Genomic DNA, 16,637 nt, shown 5'->3' on the forward strand with positions numbered 1-16,637 from the left:
TTATATATGCCTTTTAAATGTATTCCTGATTGTGAATTGCTGACCAGTCAGCAGCAAAGTCATCTACTGCCTTAGCGATAGACGGCATGGCAAAGGCTGCTGCAAAGACATCAGGTCCTGCTGTAATGGCTTGGGCCCCATCAGCAAAAGCACGATTGATTTGGCCAACATTCTTAAAGGAAGCTGCTAATATTTTGCTGGCGGAATGATCCCGCTCAATCGCCTGAGCCAACTGGCTGATGACAGCATCTGAATCAATATTGAGATTTTCCATGCGGTTATAGTAAGGAGCAAGATAGTCAGCCCCCGCTTCAATGGCTAATAGCCCTTGAAAGGTTGTATAAATGGCTGTCGCTGTAATCTTGTAACCTTCTGGTTTAAGAGTTTTGATAGCTGCCAGCCCAGCCGGTGTAACCGGAACTTTAATGTAGACAGCATCGCCGCATTTTTTTCGAATTTCAGCAGCATCTTTCAAGATTCCCTCATAATCCTTGGCAACAACCTGCACATGGATAGATGGACCTTCTCCTATGATTTCCCGAACGGCGCGAATCCGTTCAAAGAAATCTATTTTTCCTTCTTTTTTTGCGATGGTCGGATTAGAAGTCACTCCCGCCAAGGGGAGGACTTCCGACCATTTTTTTATCTCCTCTAAATTTAAGGTATCAAGCATGAATTCCATAAATTGGACCTCTTTTACAATGTGTGCTCCGTACGCCCGATAATATCATCTTGTGTCGCCTTGGAAAGCACATTGAAGAAAGCAGAGTAGCCTGCAACGCGAACAATCAAATCGCGGTGTTTTTCAGGATGCTTCTGAGCATCAATCAAGGTTTCCCGAGAAACGACATTGTATTGGATATGATAGCCATGCAGACGGTTAAAGAATGTACGAAGCAAGGCAATAAGTTTCACTTTATCTTCTTCCTTAGACAGGGTCTGAGGATTCACTTTTTGATTGAGCAGAACGCCTCCTACGATTTCATCTGTCGGCAATTTGGAAACAGATTTCAATACAGAGGTCGGGCCGTTCTTGTCCATATTGTGGGAAGGAGAGCAGCCTTCAGCGAGCGGTGTCCCGGCATTACGGCCATCTGGTGTCGCCAAGGTACCGCGACCTTGACCAACATTGGCTGAAATAGAAGATGTTCCAGAGTAGCGGATACCGCCAATTGGACCACGGCCATAACGGGTATTTGGATATTTAGCGATTTCATCCACATAAATATCGTAAGCATCTGTCACTAACTTATCTGCGTAATCATCATCATTACCATATTTTGGTGCATCATGAATCATCATCTCTTGAATTTCTTTACCACGCTCACCTGCATAGTCTGTTTCAAGTGCATGCCAGAGTTCAGCCGGAGTCAGCCTGCCTTCTTCAAAGACCAGCTTCTTGATGGCCGCTAATGAGTCTGATAGATTGGCAATACCGACTTGAAGGCCGGAAATATAGTCATAGACAGCTCCGCCTTCTTTCAAATGCTTACCGCGCCCGATACAGTCATCTGTCAAAGCTGAGCATAGGATATCCGGCACTTCTCTCTCAAGAGACAGATCAATAGAATTTTCCACGATGACACTCATGCGGGTCAAATGGCGCAAGGTCTTGTCCCAAGCCGTTTGCAGCTCAGCAAAGCTCTTCATATCTTTAAAATGACCGAAGCTTGGCGCAAAGCGCTTGCCAGATGCTGGATCAATACCGTCGTTCATAGTAATCAGGAGCACCTTAGGGAAGTTCATGTAGCTCATACCTGTACAACGGTAGCCCCATTTACCAGGCACAGCAGTTTCCACACAGCCGATAGCACTGTAGTCGTATGCATCTTCTTCCAAAACGCCTTTGGCAATAAAGGACGGAATGATGATTTCATCATTATTGAAGGCTGGCATACCGAAACCAAGCTTCATGACTTCGATACACTCATTCATAAAGCGAGCATCCAAGCCTGCATGATAACGAACGGTCAGATTCGGCTGAGGAAGATGAGTTTGAGCTACAGATTTCAACACAAGGTAGGAAAGTGGATTGACTGCATCTCTCTTATCTCTCGTTTGACCCCCGATTGTCACATTTTGATAAAGGGGACTGCCCGCTGATGAGAAGGTATGAGCCTGACTGCGCACTTTATTAATGGTAATCGTCTTAATCCAGAGATTGGTTAAGCGTTCTACAATGCTAGCCTCGGTCTCACGTCCAGCTTCCAAATCTGCCTTGACATAAGGATACATGTACTGGTCAAAGCGGCCATAAGAGAGTGAATGTCCGTTGGACTCGATCTGAAGGATACACTGGATAAACCAAACAGACTGAACAGCTTCAGCAAAGGTTGATGCTGGCTCATACGGAACTTTAGAACAAATTCTAGCGATTTCTAAGAGCTCCTGACGGCGCTTAGGCTCTGCTTTTTCAGCCAGCTGATTGGCCAAAGCAACAAAACGCTCCGCATAAGCTTTCACAGCATCCACAACGATGAAAATGGAATCATAGAAGTGGTATTTGTCAATACTAGCCGGATCGGTCAAATCCAAGGCTTCCTTAGCTGCACGCGCTTTTTCTTCAAAACCTTTCAGCCCATAGGCCAAGAGTTTTTGATAGTTGACCGCCAAGTGGGCGTCCCCAGAGTTCATCTTTCCTTCCATACCAAAGAAGCCAGTTTCCATATAAACCTGAACTTCTTCTGGAAGTAGAGCCCCTGCTCGAGCACGGAGGTTATTGTTTTCCCAGAAAGGAGCGATGCTGCGGAGCTGCTCTTTGGTTTCCTCTGTGATGTAGAAGACGTCTCCGTCCCGCTTCTCAAAAAGATCTAGTTCATTGAGTACAAACTCTAAAGTATACTCTGGGAAAATAGGCGCATCTTTATTAGATGAAGCCTGATTGCCGACGATCATCGTTTCATCTTCGATATAAAGCGTCATATTTTCCAAAATCTCTTTGAGCATGTAAGCACGCTTCAACACATTTGGTTTTTCCTTATGCTTATCATAAGCCTTGGTAGCTAGGACAGCACGCTCTGCGTCAATATAGGGCTTTTTATTTAAAACATCTTCCCGATATTTATTCATCCGCTCTGTTAAGCTGCCAAAATAGTCTGTTTTTATTGTTGTTTTTTCTACTTCTTTTACTTGGATCATTTGGCCACGACCTTTCTTATGAAATTTAATTTATTTCTTTCGTAACTATTGTAACACGCAAAATTCTAGAATTCAATCATTTATAGGCGATTACTAAATTAAAGATTTTTTGCACATTTGTGCCATCTGAACCAAGAAACTTTTGTGTTTTTATCCATCAAAATCAGATTACTCTTCATTTTTCAACTCGTTATTGTAGGCAATCTTATCCTGAAACTTCACAAATGGGAAATAGACAAAGACGGACATGGCTAAGATGACAATTTGAATGACTGCCCCTTGCCAGCCAGCAACCATAAAGCCAGAAATGATAGCCGGCGTACTCCAAGGCAAAGTCACACCTGCGAATGGCTGCATAAAGCCGACCGCAATCGCCATGTAGACAATCAAAGCGGCTAGAACCGGTACCAAAACAAAGGGCAGGAACATGACCGGATTCATCACAATCGGAAAGCCAAAGACAACTGGCTCGTTGACATTAAAGATTGCCGGAAAAGCAGCAACTTTCCCCAGAGCCTTATACTGCTTGGACTTGGCGGCAAAGAGCATGGCTACGACCACTCCGAAAGTGATACCTGAGCCCGATAAGATAAGAAAGCTATCCAAAAATTGCTGGGTCACAATATGAGCGCCTTGACTGACAGACAGCTTATCTGCAGCAAGTAAGGCCTTATTGGCATCTAGATTTGACAGCAGCAAGGCTGTTACGACACCATTGACAACGGACTGCCCATGAACGCCAAACCACCATAAGAAAGAAATGAAGAAAGCAATACCGATAGCTCCATACAGAGAGCCCGTCAGACCTTGCAGAGGCACCTGAATGACATCGTAAATCATCTCAATAAAGGTACCGCCACCAGTCGCTATCTTAGCAATAATATAAACAACCATCGACAGCAAGAAAATAACGAAAGCTGGAATCATGGCTTCAAACTGCTTGGCAATCGCTTGAGGAACCTGCTCTGGCATTTTGATAACAATATGCTTTTGAATGAAAATCGTATAGATACTGCCAACTGCCAGACCAATGAGAATGGCCCCAATGATTCCTTGACCGCCAAACCAGACCTTGGCAATCGCATCCCCAATCGCCTCACCCTTTTCTGGTATGTAGGAGGATTTCAAAAGGATAAAGAAAGAAGAAAGAGACAGCACTCCTGCCGGCAGAGGCTCTACACCGCTGTTCTTGGCATAAGAATAGCCGATTGAAAAACAAGAAATCAGCCCCATAATGGCAAAGGTTCCTGAATAAACCTGCATAAACGGTTCTGTCCAGTCTGCCCCAAACACACCAGCAATGGCTTGATTTAGGCCTTCAAACGGCAATTGCCCTACAATCAAGAATAGACTTCCCACAACTGTAAGAGGCAAAATTGCCAACATACCGTCTTTTAAGGCGATAATCCCGCGCATATTGACAAACTTCATAATCGGCGCAATGATTTTTTGAGTATCCACTTTAGACATAACGAAGCTCCTTGATTTTAATGTTTATCCAACAAACTCAAAGCGAGGTTTAGCACTTTTTCACCATCTAGCATACCGTAATCAGCCATCGGAATAACTGCAATCGGAGTATGGCAGCTGTCGCAAATAGCTGTAGATTTATCTAGTGTATAGGCTACCTGCGGGCCCAATAAAGCGACATCCAGATCCGCTGCATAATCAGCCAGCTTAGCCTGGGAGTAGGCTTCAATCTCAGCTTCCAGCCCTTTTTCAGCTGCAGCTATCTTCATGTTGTTGACCAACATTCCTGTTGAAAAACCTGCCGCGCAAAACAAACCAATCTTAACCATCTTTTCATCCTCCTGATGATTCATTTTTCCCTTGTAATTCTCTTCTCAAGTCGATGATTTCCTTGATGAGATTAATCTCTGTAATGCTGGTCATCAAATGATCTTGAGAATGGACAAACAGCGCTGTAATCTCTGTTTTCGTTCCTCCAGCTTCCTGAGCTAGGAACTTGGTCTGCAAGTTATGGGCCTCTAACAGCGCCTTATCTGCAAGCTCAATCTGCTCATCGCATTCTGAAAACTTACCATCTTTAGCTAGTGATAAAGCTTGATAAATATGCTGCTTGGCATCACCGGCATCTAGGATAAGGCCCATGATAATTTGATCTGCTACAATCATTTCCATATGTTACAATCGCTCCTATCTTTATAATTAACAAAAACCTGTTCTTTTGTTTGAAAGTGATTTATTTTTGTTTGTAACTAGAATGTATCACCTTTATCTCAGTCCGTCAATATATTATAGAACAAATTAGCTTATTTAAATTTTTTCGCACATTTGTGCAAACAAAAAGTCTCCTCCATAAAAAATAACTCCTATACAGCTGTATTCATCTGCGAATGAAAGGCACTCTATTAGATACGAACGATAAGCAGATTCGACAAAAAAAAAAGAAGCAGCAGCTATTCGCTTCTACTTCCTCATATATGCTATTTTAAGAAACCGAAACTTATCTTTTTAAACGGCTTTCTCAATTTCCTTTGCTATTTTACTTTTCCGCAATTTCCTCTGGAAGATGTATTTCAATAAAACGGCAGGATTCAGACTGTAGGATAATTGCAATTTAAAATAATTAATCCACTCGATGACAGCAAAAAACCAAATTGCTAAAGAGATTATGAATGTGGAAAAATCACTGGAATTAAAAATGATTATCGGGGCTCCCACACCCAGTAAAATAAGGTCTAAGCTCTTTAGTATCCTGTAAATCTTGCCTGTATATATTTCAGCAAATACTGGATTGGAAATCCTTTTTATCAAAATCCACCAAAAAAACAGAGCCCTGTATCAGAATAAAACTCAGTACAAACAAGGAGAAAAAAATAGAAATCAAAGCTCCAGTAGTAAGAATCCATTTTTTGAGCAGGAAAAAATTCATCCAAAATACCAGCACAGCGACTAGCTCTCCTGTGGCTAAATTATTTAATTTTTGTTTCATAAGCTTTTTCAAATCAACAATCCACCTCCATACATAGCTGCTAATTAACTATTAAAAAATAGGATTCCTGAATTTAGTTTTGGAAATCTTATTTCACCTGAGATTCTACTGCCATCAAGAAGTGAGGAAACTCCTATCTCCATCCAGTTCTAGCATTTTTAGAATCGTCGATTCATCTGTGACCAAATGATTAACATAGCCCGCTCGCAACACCGCTAAGATAGCAGCAGATTTTTGACTGCCATAGGCAAAGGCTAGACTAAGCGGCACTTTTTTCAAATTTTCCAAAGAGATGGCAATCGTTCGATTTTGCAAATGCTGGTAGACCATATCCCCTTTTTTATTAAAGAAGCGACAGCAGATTTCTCCAACAGCATCCTGACTCTCTAGAGCAAGAAAATCCTCTGAGGTCAGCATGTCCAACCATTGACGATTTCTCGTATCAACCTGCCCGCCAATACCAACCACAGCCACATCCAGCTCCTGCCAGCTGCTTTTCAGATCTTCAAAATATTTAGAAGCCAATATTCCATTTGTCAGTTGCTCATTCTCCTGAATAATCGTGGAATTCATAAAACGGCAGTCCCCATGGTATTTTCCAGCCATGCTATAGATGAGGGTATTCACATGATAGCGAGCATGGATATGACTGGGACCACCTGCCAAAGGAAAGAAATGAACATTTGTCAAATGCTTGTTGCTGGAGTGCTCTACTAAAAGGCTCAAGCTCTTGCCCCAAGAAAATCCTACTTTATCATTGTCTTTAATCAGGCTGCGCAGCATAGCTGCAGCAGCTTGAGCCAACCTCTCTTCCAGGTCTGCTGGAGATTCATCCACTAAATTACTGACAATTTCGATTCCCTTGAGCCCATATTTTTCTTTTACATAGTTTTCCAAATGGAACAAGCGGGTATCAAAGTCTTCAATCTCAATCTTTACAATGCCCTCTTTTTTAGCTTCTGCCAGCATTCGGCTAATGGTGGTGCGATAAATCCCTGTCTCAGCCGCAATGTCAGACTGGCTTCTTTCTTCGATATAGTAGAGATAAGCAATTTTTGCCAATAGTTTTTTTCTTTCATTTTTCATCTTATCTCCTTCTCTGCTAGATCAGAGTCAGCTTGATATCGGCAGCTTTCAAGCGCTCAACAGCCCCTTTAGGAATCGCCTTGTCAGTCACCACTTGGGCAATCTGCTTGAAGCCAAATCTCTTAACTATTCCTTTTCTGGTAAACTTACTTGAGTCCGTCAAGACAATCATCTGGTCAGATGCCTCTGACATATACTGCACAACCTCACTCCGCATCAGATCCTTGCCTGTAAAGCCTAGATTTTCATCATAGCCATCTGTTCCGACAAAGGCATGTTCTACATGGAAAAACCGAATCATTTCCTTGAGAAGAGGCCCTACTGTCACTTGAGAATCTTTCTGAAATTCTCCGCCCAGTAAGATAATTTTACAAGAATCAGTTTGTTTTATATAATCCGCAATAAAATAAGAATTGGTAATAATCTTGACATTCTTCTTCGTTCGGCAGATTTCCTCAGCTAGTAAAGCACAGGTCGATCCTGATTCGATCATAATGGTTTCATTATCATGAACGATTTTTGCTGCTTCCTGGGCAATTCGGCGCTTGGTATCATAATGAAAGGAAAGCCTAACATTCAGATCATCGCCGCTATTTAAAACAGCATAGCCATGCTCTCTGCGCAACAGACCTTTGGTTTCCAGCTTATCCAAGTCTTTGCGAATCGTTACTTTGGACACTTTTAAGCGGTCAGACAAAGTATTGACATCGATTCGTTCAAATTCAGATACTAATTTAACAATTTCATCTAAACGTTCCATTCTATCACCTCTACTATTATTGTAACAAAAGACGTCTTAAAAATAAAACAAAAAATAGTTTCATTCGTAATTGTTTTTCTTTCTAAAATAAGTTATAATGATTGTATCCAAAGGAGGCCTGAGTATGGAAACAACAAAAGGAATTATTTTCAACATCCAACATTTCAGTATTCATGATGGACCAGGGATTCGTACAACGGTTTTCCTCAAGGGCTGTCCTCTACGCTGCCCTTGGTGCTCTAATCCAGAATCACAGCAATTCAGACCCGAGCCTATGCTGGATGCCACTACCAAAAAAAGCATCACTATGGGGGAGGAGAGAAGCGTCGAGGAGATTATCAACGAAGTCCTAAAGGACAGAGATTTTTATGAAGAATCTGGCGGCGGCCTGACCTTATCTGGCGGAGAGATTTTCGCCCAGTTTGAATTTGCCAAAGCCATTCTCAAAGCAGCTAAGGAAAAAGGGATTCATACTGCTATCGAAACAACTGCCTTTGTAGAACACGAAAAATTCGTGGATCTCATCCAATACGTTGATTTTATCTATACAGACCTGAAACATTATAACTCTGTCAACCACCGCAAGGTGACTGGAGTAAAAAACGAATTAATTGTTCAGAATATCCACTACGCCTTCACTCATCAAAAGACGATTGTTCTCCGAATTCCTGTCATTCCAGATTTTAACGACTCTTTAGAAGATGCGGAGCAGTTTGCGACTCTGTTTAATGAACTATCCATCGATCAAGTCCAGCTGCTGCCTTTCCATCAATTTGGCGAAAATAAATACAAATTACTTGGCCGAAAGTATGCCATGGAAGATGTCAAGGCCTTGCACCCTGAAGACTTATTTGAATACCAAGATGTCTTTTTGAAGCATGACATTAATTGTTATTTTTAGTCTTTAATTTTTCAAACACCAAAAAACAAGCCACGCTGTCAACCCTGCGGTTGGAAGGTGGCTTGTTTTGTTTATTCTCCAAATAGTTTGAGTTTGCTTTCAATTTCCTGATAGACCCGACTGGACTGCATGCCAACGGCTGCAGCGCTGTCACGACAATACTGGAGCAGGAAGGTGTAATACTTGTAGTAGAAACTCAGGTCATAGCCCAGCTTACCTAGAATGGCTAGCTGCTCCTCGAAACCTACAATCAAGTCTCGAAACCACTGCTCATTCCAAGTCATGGAGATGCTATTTGGCCGCAAGCGATAGTAATAGAGCGGTTCATTGAGATAGATAATCTTCTCTGACTGAAGATAAAGCTTATAAGTTGTGAAGGCATCTTCAGCCACTCGGCCGACTGGATAGCGTACTTTATCAAAAAGCTCACGCTTATAGAGCTTAGCCCAAGCACAGAGAAAGACACCGTCTAGCATGCGCCGTCTAGGATACTCCTCGATTATCTCTTCTCGCGTATAGAGGGTTTCAAAATGCTCTGTCGAATAGTAGAGGAAGGCTGAATCCTCTGCACGAAAGCTACAATGATGACCGATAGCAATATCCGCATCGTACTCCTTGAGCTTTTCATAAAGGCGGGCAACATGCTGCTCAGGCAGCCAGTCATCTGAATCAACAAAAATCAAATAGTCTGCACTAGAGTGCTCAATCCCTGTGTTGCGGGCACCGGACAAGCCTTGATTGTCCTGATGAATGAGACGAATCCTCGCATCCTGGTCAGCCAGCTCTTGGCAAATCTGGCCCGAAGCATCTGTTGAACCATCATTGACTAGAATAATCTCCAGATTTTGATAGGTCTGACGACAGACGCTGTTCACACATTCTGCTAAATACTGCTCAACATTGTAAACAGGGATGATAACACTGATTAATTCCTGAGACATGATAACTCCTATTCTTTTCCTGTCTTTTTATTATACATGATTTTTTAGGTTTGTGAGGTGTTTTTGGAAAATAAGTTTTTAAAGGATAACTTTCTATTTTTAGACATATTTTAATCTATTGTTCAATTGCTGTGTTTTTACACTTATAAAAATCTTTCGTTCTTTATTTTGTGCTATACTCGAATTAGGGATTTTAAGGGAGATTAGGAAATGATTGGATTCTTTTTCGTCGCATTTGTGGCTGTCTTTGGCATCGTCTTTTTTATCAGTTATAAGCTACTCGATGACAGGGAAGATACGGACTCGGATTGGTCGTCCAGCCAAAGCCAAGAGCCTGACTATTTCCAGCAAACTCAGACTGCCCCTTGGGAACTCAAATACAACAAGGGAAAACAGGGAGAGTACCAGCTTGGTCAGGTCTTGAACCAGCTCTATGGCTATAAAAAGATTTTGTACAATCTCTACATCTTCAAAGAAGATGGCACTACCACTGAGATTGATGCACTGCTGATTCATCCATCTGGAATTTACATTTTTGAGTCAAAAAACTACAAGGGCTGGATCTTCGGCTCAGAAAATCAGCAATACTGGACTCAGGTTCTTTCCAGAGGCCGCGGAAAATCTTACAAGCATTCTTTTTTCAATCCCATTATTCAAAATAAAGTCCATCTCAAATGGCTCAGCTATTATCTCAACCAATACACGCCAAATCTATATTCCTATATCGTCTTTGGCAATGACTGTCAGCTTAAGGAAATCCATCTAAACAGTGACAGGCATAAGGTTATTCAGACCTGGCAAGTGATTGGGGCAATTGACAGGCAGGCCTGCCAAAGTCAAGTCTGCCTGTCACCCGAGCAGATTGACGACCTCTATCGTATGCTCCTGCCCTTGACCAAGCGAAAGCAGGTCATCAAAGAGCGCCATATTAACAGCATTGCCCAGAATAAACAGCGTAGAGAAGCAGAAAAGATCTGCCCTCGCTGCCAGCATGGATTGGTGCTCCGTACAGCAGCCAAAGGTTCTAAGGCCGGTCAGAAATTTTGGGGCTGCTCCAACTTCCCAAGATGCCGCTTTACTCAAAAATACCAAGAGCCTGTCTGCAGTCCGATTGCCGAGCAGGTTGCGCAAGCACCTAACCTTGGACAGCCTGTCGTGCAAAACCTAAACCAAACACAAAGCAACAGCTAGAATCTGCTGTTGCTTTTTTGTAGATTATTTTCCCTCTAGCTTGCAAAACTAAGATTTTTTCTTCAAGCCAAGGAAGCTAGCACCCAGTCCTAAGAGCCCGAGTCCAAGCAGATTGGTCAATAGGCTGCTTTGACTACCGGTCTTAGGCAGTTGTTTGGAAGAAGCTTGTTGAAGAGTTGGCTGTTGAGACGCTGCTTGAGGGCCCGTCTTGCCGCTTGTTTTGTAGGTCAGATTTTCCGCTTGGCTACCCTTTGGATCAGGTCTTGCAGGGGTTGGCTGCTGAGCTTGATTTTGGGCGGCTTGCTCCATATCGGCCAGCGGCACGATACTCTTCATAAACTCATCTTGTGAAATGGCCCTTTCTTCGACTGCATCTTGAATACCAGTGAGGCTTACAAAATAGTAACGAGCCCAATCCTTGGTCAGTCGCTGAATACCAGCCAAACCAGCTCCTGGATACCAGAGCGGCTTACTCACTTCTTCAGCAAATTTCCAGTCACCGCCAACTTGAATACCAAGCTTGGCATCTGGGTCAGATTTTTCAGAAATACGCGCTTCGACAGAAACCAGAACAGCCCGAATGGTCTGAGGATTCGGAATATCACGAGCCTGATCAGAACCCCAGTGGGCAACCCGATCCTGCTTAGGTAAGACCTCAATAGCTGTTCCCCCGCCAGCCAAGGCTTCCTGCCGGGCATCTCCTACGTTGCTGGACATATTTCCCTTGAATTGAGAAACCCATTGAACCCCTTGAGGGTGATCCACAATTTTCTCCCAGACATTGGAATCCTTCCGGAGCACAAAAGCTTGCATGTTCCGAATATCCGCCCAAGCATTGCTGGCCTTATTGTCCGTCATTTCCATCACAACGCCCCAAGGATCAAATTCATTCATCCATTTGCCGCGTTCCTTGTCAAAGACAGCCTGTGCTTCTTCGTCGGTCATCCCTTCGCCTTTATAAGCTAGGTAGTACCAATCAGCTGCTGGGTCATAAGTCGGCCGACCGCCTAACACAACAGCACCGCCATTAAATTGGCCAGGGCCGCCATTAGGACCGCGCTTTTGACGCTCCCCATTTTCTTCAACGACATTTTCCTCCGACCAAACCCAGACATCCCCTTGATTGGCTCCCATCTGAGCAATGGCGCGCTGCTTCTGCTCATTGGACATGACCTGACTGGCTGGCAACTCGCTAGCAGCTGCAGCTGATTCGGCCTGACTTGCAGGAGCTGCTTGGGGTTCGGCCACAGCTGGATTTTCAACCTCAGGACTTGCTTGCGCCGTCGAAGAAGCCGGCCTTTCAGCTACTGCGGCAGGGGCAGGCGCAACATCTTCTGCTTCAACTCTTGAGACGCACGTCAAAGCTGCTACGGACAAGAGGGAAGCACATAGCAGTAAGCCGCTCCCATACTTGGCAGCAGAAGCAGATTTTGCTAGGGCTTGCCAAGAAAACTTATTATTCATATCATTCTCCTTTCATAAGGCACAGAATCTAGCTTAATCAATGAAACAAGCAGACTGATTCACTGCTCTTAGCCTTCATTGATTCTGAATAAAAAATAATCTCCCTGCAAAAACAAGCTTAGGGCAGAGGATTCCCTGCGCTCTTGTATATCTTATACCAGTCAGCCCGAGAGAGCTCAATATCAAAAGCAGCCACCATTGAGCGAATTCGCTGCGGATTCATGGAGCCAACAATCGGCTGCATTTGTGCCGGATGACGCAAAATCCAGGCGAGAACTAAGGCTTCAAAGGAAACTTGATAGTCTGACGCAAAGGCATGCAGAGTTTCTGTAAGCGGAGCATATTTAGGATGCTCCATAAAAAGTCCCTGGTTCAAGTCAACCTGAAATGGTGACCAAGGCTGAATCGTGATATGATGCAATCGACAATAGTCCAGCACACTACCATCCCGGACGATTGCCAAAGGATTGAGCATATTGGCATTGAGCCCAGCATCCAGCATCGGAGTATGGGCTGGGCCAAACTGCAGTTGGTTAGCAATCAAGGGCTGCTCCACACTTTTCTGCAGCAGCTCGATCTGATAAGGATTTTGATTACTGACTCCGAAATGGCGGACCTTCCCAGCCTGGTGCAGCTGTGAGAAAGCCTCAGCTACCTCTTCCGGCTCCACAAGAGCATCTGGCCGGTGTAGGAGGAGCACATCCAGATAGTCTGTCTGCAAACGCTCCAAGCTGGCTTCAACCGAACGAATAATATAATCCTTAGAAAAGTCAAAATGGTAGTTGGTGTGAACATCCCTCAGTCCGCACTTGGACTGGATGAGAACTTGGTCCCGGGGAATCTTAGCCGTACGAAGAGCCTGCGCAAACTTGGCTTCAGACTGGCCGCCAGCATAAACATCTGAGTGGTCAAAGAAATTAATTCCCACTTCTACTGCTGTTTCAAGAACGGAAACGACCTCTTTAGGATCATGCTCTGCCAGTCGCATGCAGCCCAAAATCAGCTGACTGGCTCCCTCCAGTTCATTCCCGACTGTTATATATTTCATCGCAACACCTCATTTCTTATAGACTGGATGGTCAAGCAAGGTCAACTCTTCAATCTTGACATTTTCAGTTTCAAAGACGATAAATTCATTCTTTTCCTTAAGCAAGCCAGACGGCACATAGAGATAGTGAATTGGCCCTTCATTCCAGTAGCGGCCAAGGTTGAAGCCGTTGACCGAAATACACCCCTTCCCATACTTAGAGCAGTCAATAAAAGTATCAGCGATATCATCTAACTCTGCTTCAAAGCGATAGAAGGTCGGTGCTTTGACTCTTTCCGGTGGAGCTGAGTAGCAGTCTAGCTTGGCCAGCATTTCCTGGTCAAACTTGAGCGCATAATGCTTCCAGCCCTTACGGAACTGGTGGTTAATCATGATACCGCCCTTGACTCCCTTGGATTGACTGGGTGCGCCCAGCTTGTAACCATAGTTGACCCGCCCCATATTTTCCACCAGCACATCAATCTGAATCCGCTCGGTATCAGCTGAGAAGAGCATTTCATCACCGATTTCTTCACGATACTGAGTAGCCAGGTGCTCCTGATTGACATAGAAATGACAGCGGTCATGAGTCTCCAAGGCCTTGAGCCTTTCCTCATGGTATTGATTTTTGATATCGGAACGGTAGAGGATATAGCCATGATTCTGCCCAATCTGCTCCATAGGCTGCGGATAATCCAGCAGAATTTCCTCTGTGATATCCGCTGCCACATCCAGCAGGTTTGCAGTACCAAGCAGTGGAAAACTGCCATAGGCCTTAGCCTGTCGGCTAATAGGCTCCATCTGCTCAAGCTCTGGAAAGACCTCGTGGGTCACCCGCTGAACAGCGTAGTATTTCTCGGTCGGCTGCCCCCACTCAGTAATGGGTGCGTCAAAATCGTAGGAGGTAATCTGTGGCAAATCCTTGGTCTTTCGAGCTGAACAGCCACTGATAAAGCCAAAGTTTGTCCCACCTCTCAAGAGGAAGAGGTTCATGCTGCCCAGCTGCAGCATTTCTTTGACATCCTGAGCCAAATCTTCGGCTTCACGCCGAACGATTTCCTCGCTCCAGCGGCTGAACCAGCCATCCCAAAACTCTGTACACATAAGTGGCCATTTCTTGCCATAGCGTTCCATGAAAGCTCGCAGATTGTCTGTATTTTCCTTGGGCTGAGATCCGAAATTCCCCGTCACAAAAATATCATCCTCAATCAAGGTCCCAGATTCCAAAGCCTCTATCCATGTCCCATCAGAAGTAAAGAGGGGAACCGTAACTCCACGGACCTTCATCATCTGCGCAATGCTGCGCATGTAAGCCTTGTCCTCGGCGTAAGAACCGTATTCATTTTCCACCTGCATCATGAGGATAGGTCCGCCCTGATCACTCTGATAGGGCAGAAGCTTGGGAAAGAGCCAGTCATAGAAATGACTGACCTTTTCCAGAAAAAGCGGATGATTGACCCGCAGGCGCATCGAAGGATATCTCAAGAGCCAAGCTGGCAGGCCGCCAAAGTCAAACTCTGCACAGATGTAGGGCGTCGGACGGACAATGAGATAAAGCCCCATCTCCTCAACCAACTTGAAGTATGCTTCAAAATCCAGCATGCCCTCTGCCTCAAACTGCCCTTCCTGAGGTTCATGCAATGCCCAAGGAATATAGGTTTCTACCGTATTAAAGCCTAAAGCTTTAAGATTGTAAAGGGTATCTCGCCACTGGTCTGGATGAAGCCGGAAATACTGAATAGCTCCCGATAAAATCTTAAAAGGCTTGCCGTCCAGGTAAAATTCTTCTTTAATTTCAAATCTTGCCATCTATCCAAGCTCCTCCTGTTTATCTGCCATCTTGACAAAGGGCAGATATATAGCGGTCGAAATAGCGATGTTAACCAGCGAAAGAATAATTGCCCGCCAGTCGAAGGCTGTCGCAAAGAAACCGTAGAGAATCGGCGGCATTACCCAAGTAACGTTTTGAGTAACCGGCGCAACCAAGCCCATAGAGGTTGCAAAGTAGGCTACTGTTACCATAACCATTGGCGTAAGGACATATGGAATAAACATAATTGGATTCAAAACGATTGGCAGACCGTACATAACCGGCTCACCGATGTTGAAGATCATTGGGAAAATTCCTAACTTAGCCACTTCGCGATAGTGCTTGTTCCGAGATTGCCAGAGAATGGCAATGGCAACCCCAATCGCATCAAACCAGACAAAAGCACCGAAAGAATTATCCGTCCACATGTAAGGAATCGCATGTCCAGCCTGATAAGCTTCCAGATTGGCCAGCATTGTCACACCAAAGAGACTGGCCATGACTGGTGCCAGCACATTACCGCCGTGCAGTCCGAAGAACCAGAAAATCTTATTGAGAAAGACAATGAGCAGCACAGCCCAGAAGCTTTGAGACAAGCTGAGAAGCGGTGCCTGAAGAATCTTGTAAATCCAGTCAATCAACAGCTCGCCTGTCACCAGATTAAAGAGGTAGGTCGCAATCCCCACGACATACATGGCAATCGCAGCCGGAATGATAGACAAGAACGGCTTCATGATAGCTGGCGGAACGGAATCTGGAAGTTTGATCGTCCAGTTACGATTCATGACCTTACAAAAGATGATGACAGATACAAAGCCAATCAGAATAGCAGTAAAGTAGCCACGCGCACTAATCTGGTCACCTGGAATGACACTGTTAATCGTCACAGACAGGTTACTGCCGTCAAGTTTTAGCTCTGGAAGTTTTGAAATCGCCTTGCTCAGCCCTGGTGTTTTGCCAGCCAACTCAAAGGTTTTAGTAACTGAGCCACCAATGGTAATGATGTAGGAAGCAACAGCTACCAGACCGGCAGACACCTTATCAGTATTATAAATCTTAGCGATATTGACCCCGAAGGTAAAGAGGAACAAGAGGGTAACGATAGGAATACTGCCCTTAAATACCAGCCAGTTAATATCAATCAGCCACTGGAAGGTAGAGGAAATCCAGGTCCAGCCGAACTGTCCTGGCAAGTCAGATAGAAAAGCATTGACCATGAGGGCGAAAGAGCCCGTCATAATCACAGGCATGGTCCCAATAAAGGAATCCCGCAGGGCAACCAGAAATTTCTGGTTGCCGATTTTATTGGCAATAGGCATGAGACGCGCTTGCCATTTATCAACCAAACTACTCATCTGCATTT

14 protein-coding genes and 1 pseudogene are annotated in these 16,637 nt (G+C 44.3%); 2 read left to right on the forward strand and 13 right to left on the reverse strand.

Going from position 1 to position 16,637, the window contains the following annotated elements:
- Positions 1 to 13 precede the first annotated feature (13 nt).
- The 8 genes and pseudogenes from QZ169_RS01185 to QZ169_RS01220 form a co-directional block, all read right to left on the reverse strand.
- Positions 14 to 682, reverse strand: a complete 669-nt coding sequence (locus QZ169_RS01185) for a fructose-6-phosphate aldolase (RefSeq protein ID WP_295504319.1) — start codon at positions 680 to 682, stop codon at positions 14 to 16.
- 14 nt (positions 683 to 696) lie between these two features.
- Entirely contained in the window at positions 697 to 3,138 is a 2,442-nt protein-coding gene (locus QZ169_RS01190; RefSeq protein ID WP_295504321.1) for a glycyl radical protein, read from the reverse strand.
- 168 nt (positions 3,139 to 3,306) lie between these two features.
- A complete protein-coding gene (locus QZ169_RS01195; protein WP_295504323.1) occupies positions 3,307 to 4,608 on the reverse strand; it encodes a PTS sugar transporter subunit IIC in 1,302 nt (433 codons plus the stop codon).
- A 17-nt stretch (positions 4,609 to 4,625) separates the two neighbouring features.
- Positions 4,626 to 4,937, reverse strand: coding sequence for a PTS sugar transporter subunit IIB (locus QZ169_RS01200; protein ID WP_002896658.1), 312 nt, complete (start codon positions 4,935 to 4,937; stop codon positions 4,626 to 4,628).
- 4 nt (positions 4,938 to 4,941) lie between these two features.
- Entirely contained in the window at positions 4,942 to 5,280 is a 339-nt protein-coding gene (locus QZ169_RS01205) for a PTS lactose/cellobiose transporter subunit IIA (RefSeq protein WP_002916106.1), read from the reverse strand.
- A gap of 333 nt (positions 5,281 to 5,613) precedes the next feature.
- Positions 5,614 to 6,094, reverse strand: a pseudogene (locus QZ169_RS01210) (hypothetical protein).
- A 114-nt stretch (positions 6,095 to 6,208) separates the two neighbouring features.
- A complete protein-coding gene (locus tag QZ169_RS01215; RefSeq protein WP_295504326.1) occupies positions 6,209 to 7,180 on the reverse strand; it encodes a sugar-binding transcriptional regulator in 972 nt (323 codons plus the stop codon).
- Positions 7,181 to 7,196: 16 nt separating this feature from the next.
- A complete protein-coding gene (locus tag QZ169_RS01220) occupies positions 7,197 to 7,940 on the reverse strand; it encodes a DeoR/GlpR family DNA-binding transcription regulator (RefSeq protein WP_002910752.1) in 744 nt (247 codons plus the stop codon).
- 124 nt (positions 7,941 to 8,064) lie between these two features.
- On the opposite strand from QZ169_RS01220, the gene QZ169_RS01225 reads away from it, so the two are divergent.
- Positions 8,065 to 8,841: a glycyl-radical enzyme activating protein gene (locus QZ169_RS01225; protein ID WP_185755048.1), complete on the forward strand. Its 777-nt coding sequence runs from the start codon at positions 8,065 to 8,067 to the stop codon at positions 8,839 to 8,841.
- A 71-nt stretch (positions 8,842 to 8,912) separates the two neighbouring features.
- Here QZ169_RS01225 and QZ169_RS01230 read toward each other — a convergent pair whose 3' ends face one another.
- A complete protein-coding gene (locus QZ169_RS01230; RefSeq protein ID WP_295504331.1) occupies positions 8,913 to 9,782 on the reverse strand; it encodes a glycosyltransferase family 2 protein in 870 nt (289 codons plus the stop codon).
- 210 nt (positions 9,783 to 9,992) lie between these two features.
- On the opposite strand from QZ169_RS01230, the gene QZ169_RS01235 reads away from it, so the two are divergent.
- Entirely contained in the window at positions 9,993 to 10,973 is a 981-nt protein-coding gene (locus QZ169_RS01235; protein ID WP_295504334.1) for a nuclease-related domain-containing protein, read from the forward strand.
- 48 nt (positions 10,974 to 11,021) lie between these two features.
- On the opposite strand, the gene QZ169_RS01240 is transcribed toward QZ169_RS01235, so the two are convergent.
- The 4 genes from QZ169_RS01240 to QZ169_RS01255 form a co-directional block, all read right to left on the reverse strand.
- Positions 11,022 to 12,437, reverse strand: a complete 1,416-nt coding sequence (locus QZ169_RS01240; protein ID WP_295504337.1) for an LPXTG cell wall anchor domain-containing protein — start codon at positions 12,435 to 12,437, stop codon at positions 11,022 to 11,024.
- 118 nt (positions 12,438 to 12,555) lie between these two features.
- Complete coding sequence (locus QZ169_RS01245) at positions 12,556 to 13,485, reverse strand: aldo/keto reductase family oxidoreductase (protein ID WP_295504339.1); 930 nt, start codon at positions 13,483 to 13,485, stop codon at positions 12,556 to 12,558.
- Positions 13,486 to 13,494: 9 nt separating this feature from the next.
- Positions 13,495 to 15,273, reverse strand: coding sequence for a beta-galactosidase family protein (locus QZ169_RS01250; protein ID WP_295504341.1), 1,779 nt, complete (start codon positions 15,271 to 15,273; stop codon positions 13,495 to 13,497).
- The gene (locus QZ169_RS01255; RefSeq protein WP_125346852.1) at positions 15,274 to 16,635 is read right to left on the reverse strand and encodes a PTS sugar transporter subunit IIC; all 1,362 of its coding nucleotides are present in this window, start codon (positions 16,633 to 16,635) and stop codon (positions 15,274 to 15,276) included.
- Positions 16,636 to 16,637 lie beyond the last annotated feature (2 nt).

Source organism: uncultured Streptococcus sp. (assembly GCF_905372115.1).
Lineage (GTDB): Bacteria > Bacillota > Bacilli > Lactobacillales > Streptococcaceae > Streptococcus.

Coding starts and splice junctions, on each gene's coding strand:
- QZ169_RS01185 (WP_295504319.1), bottom strand. CDS start 682: ATGGAATTCATGCTTGATACCTTAAATTTAGAGGAGATAAAAAAATGG.
- QZ169_RS01190 (WP_295504321.1), bottom strand. CDS start 3,138: ATGATCCAAGTAAAAGAAGTAGAAAAAACAACAATAAAAACAGACTAT.
- QZ169_RS01195 (WP_295504323.1), bottom strand. CDS start 4,608: ATGTCTAAAGTGGATACTCAAAAAATCATTGCGCCGATTATGAAGTTT.
- QZ169_RS01200 (WP_002896658.1), bottom strand. CDS start 4,937: ATGGTTAAGATTGGTTTGTTTTGCGCGGCAGGTTTTTCAACAGGAATG.
- QZ169_RS01205 (WP_002916106.1), bottom strand. CDS start 5,280: ATGGAAATGATTGTAGCAGATCAAATTATCATGGGCCTTATCCTAGAT.
- QZ169_RS01215 (WP_295504326.1), bottom strand. CDS start 7,180: ATGAAAAATGAAAGAAAAAAACTATTGGCAAAAATTGCTTATCTCTAC.
- QZ169_RS01220 (WP_002910752.1), bottom strand. CDS start 7,940: ATGGAACGTTTAGATGAAATTGTTAAATTAGTATCTGAATTTGAACGA.
- QZ169_RS01225 (WP_185755048.1), top strand. CDS start 8,065: ATGGAAACAACAAAAGGAATTATTTTCAACATCCAACATTTCAGTATT.
- QZ169_RS01230 (WP_295504331.1), bottom strand. CDS start 9,782: ATGTCTCAGGAATTAATCAGTGTTATCATCCCTGTTTACAATGTTGAG.
- QZ169_RS01235 (WP_295504334.1), top strand. CDS start 9,993: ATGATTGGATTCTTTTTCGTCGCATTTGTGGCTGTCTTTGGCATCGTC.
- QZ169_RS01240 (WP_295504337.1), bottom strand. CDS start 12,437: ATGAATAATAAGTTTTCTTGGCAAGCCCTAGCAAAATCTGCTTCTGCT.
- QZ169_RS01245 (WP_295504339.1), bottom strand. CDS start 13,485: ATGAAATATATAACAGTCGGGAATGAACTGGAGGGAGCCAGTCAGCTG.
- QZ169_RS01250 (WP_295504341.1), bottom strand. CDS start 15,273: ATGGCAAGATTTGAAATTAAAGAAGAATTTTACCTGGACGGCAAGCCT.
- QZ169_RS01255 (WP_125346852.1), bottom strand. CDS start 16,635: ATGCAGATGAGTAGTTTGGTTGATAAATGGCAAGCGCGTCTCATGCCT.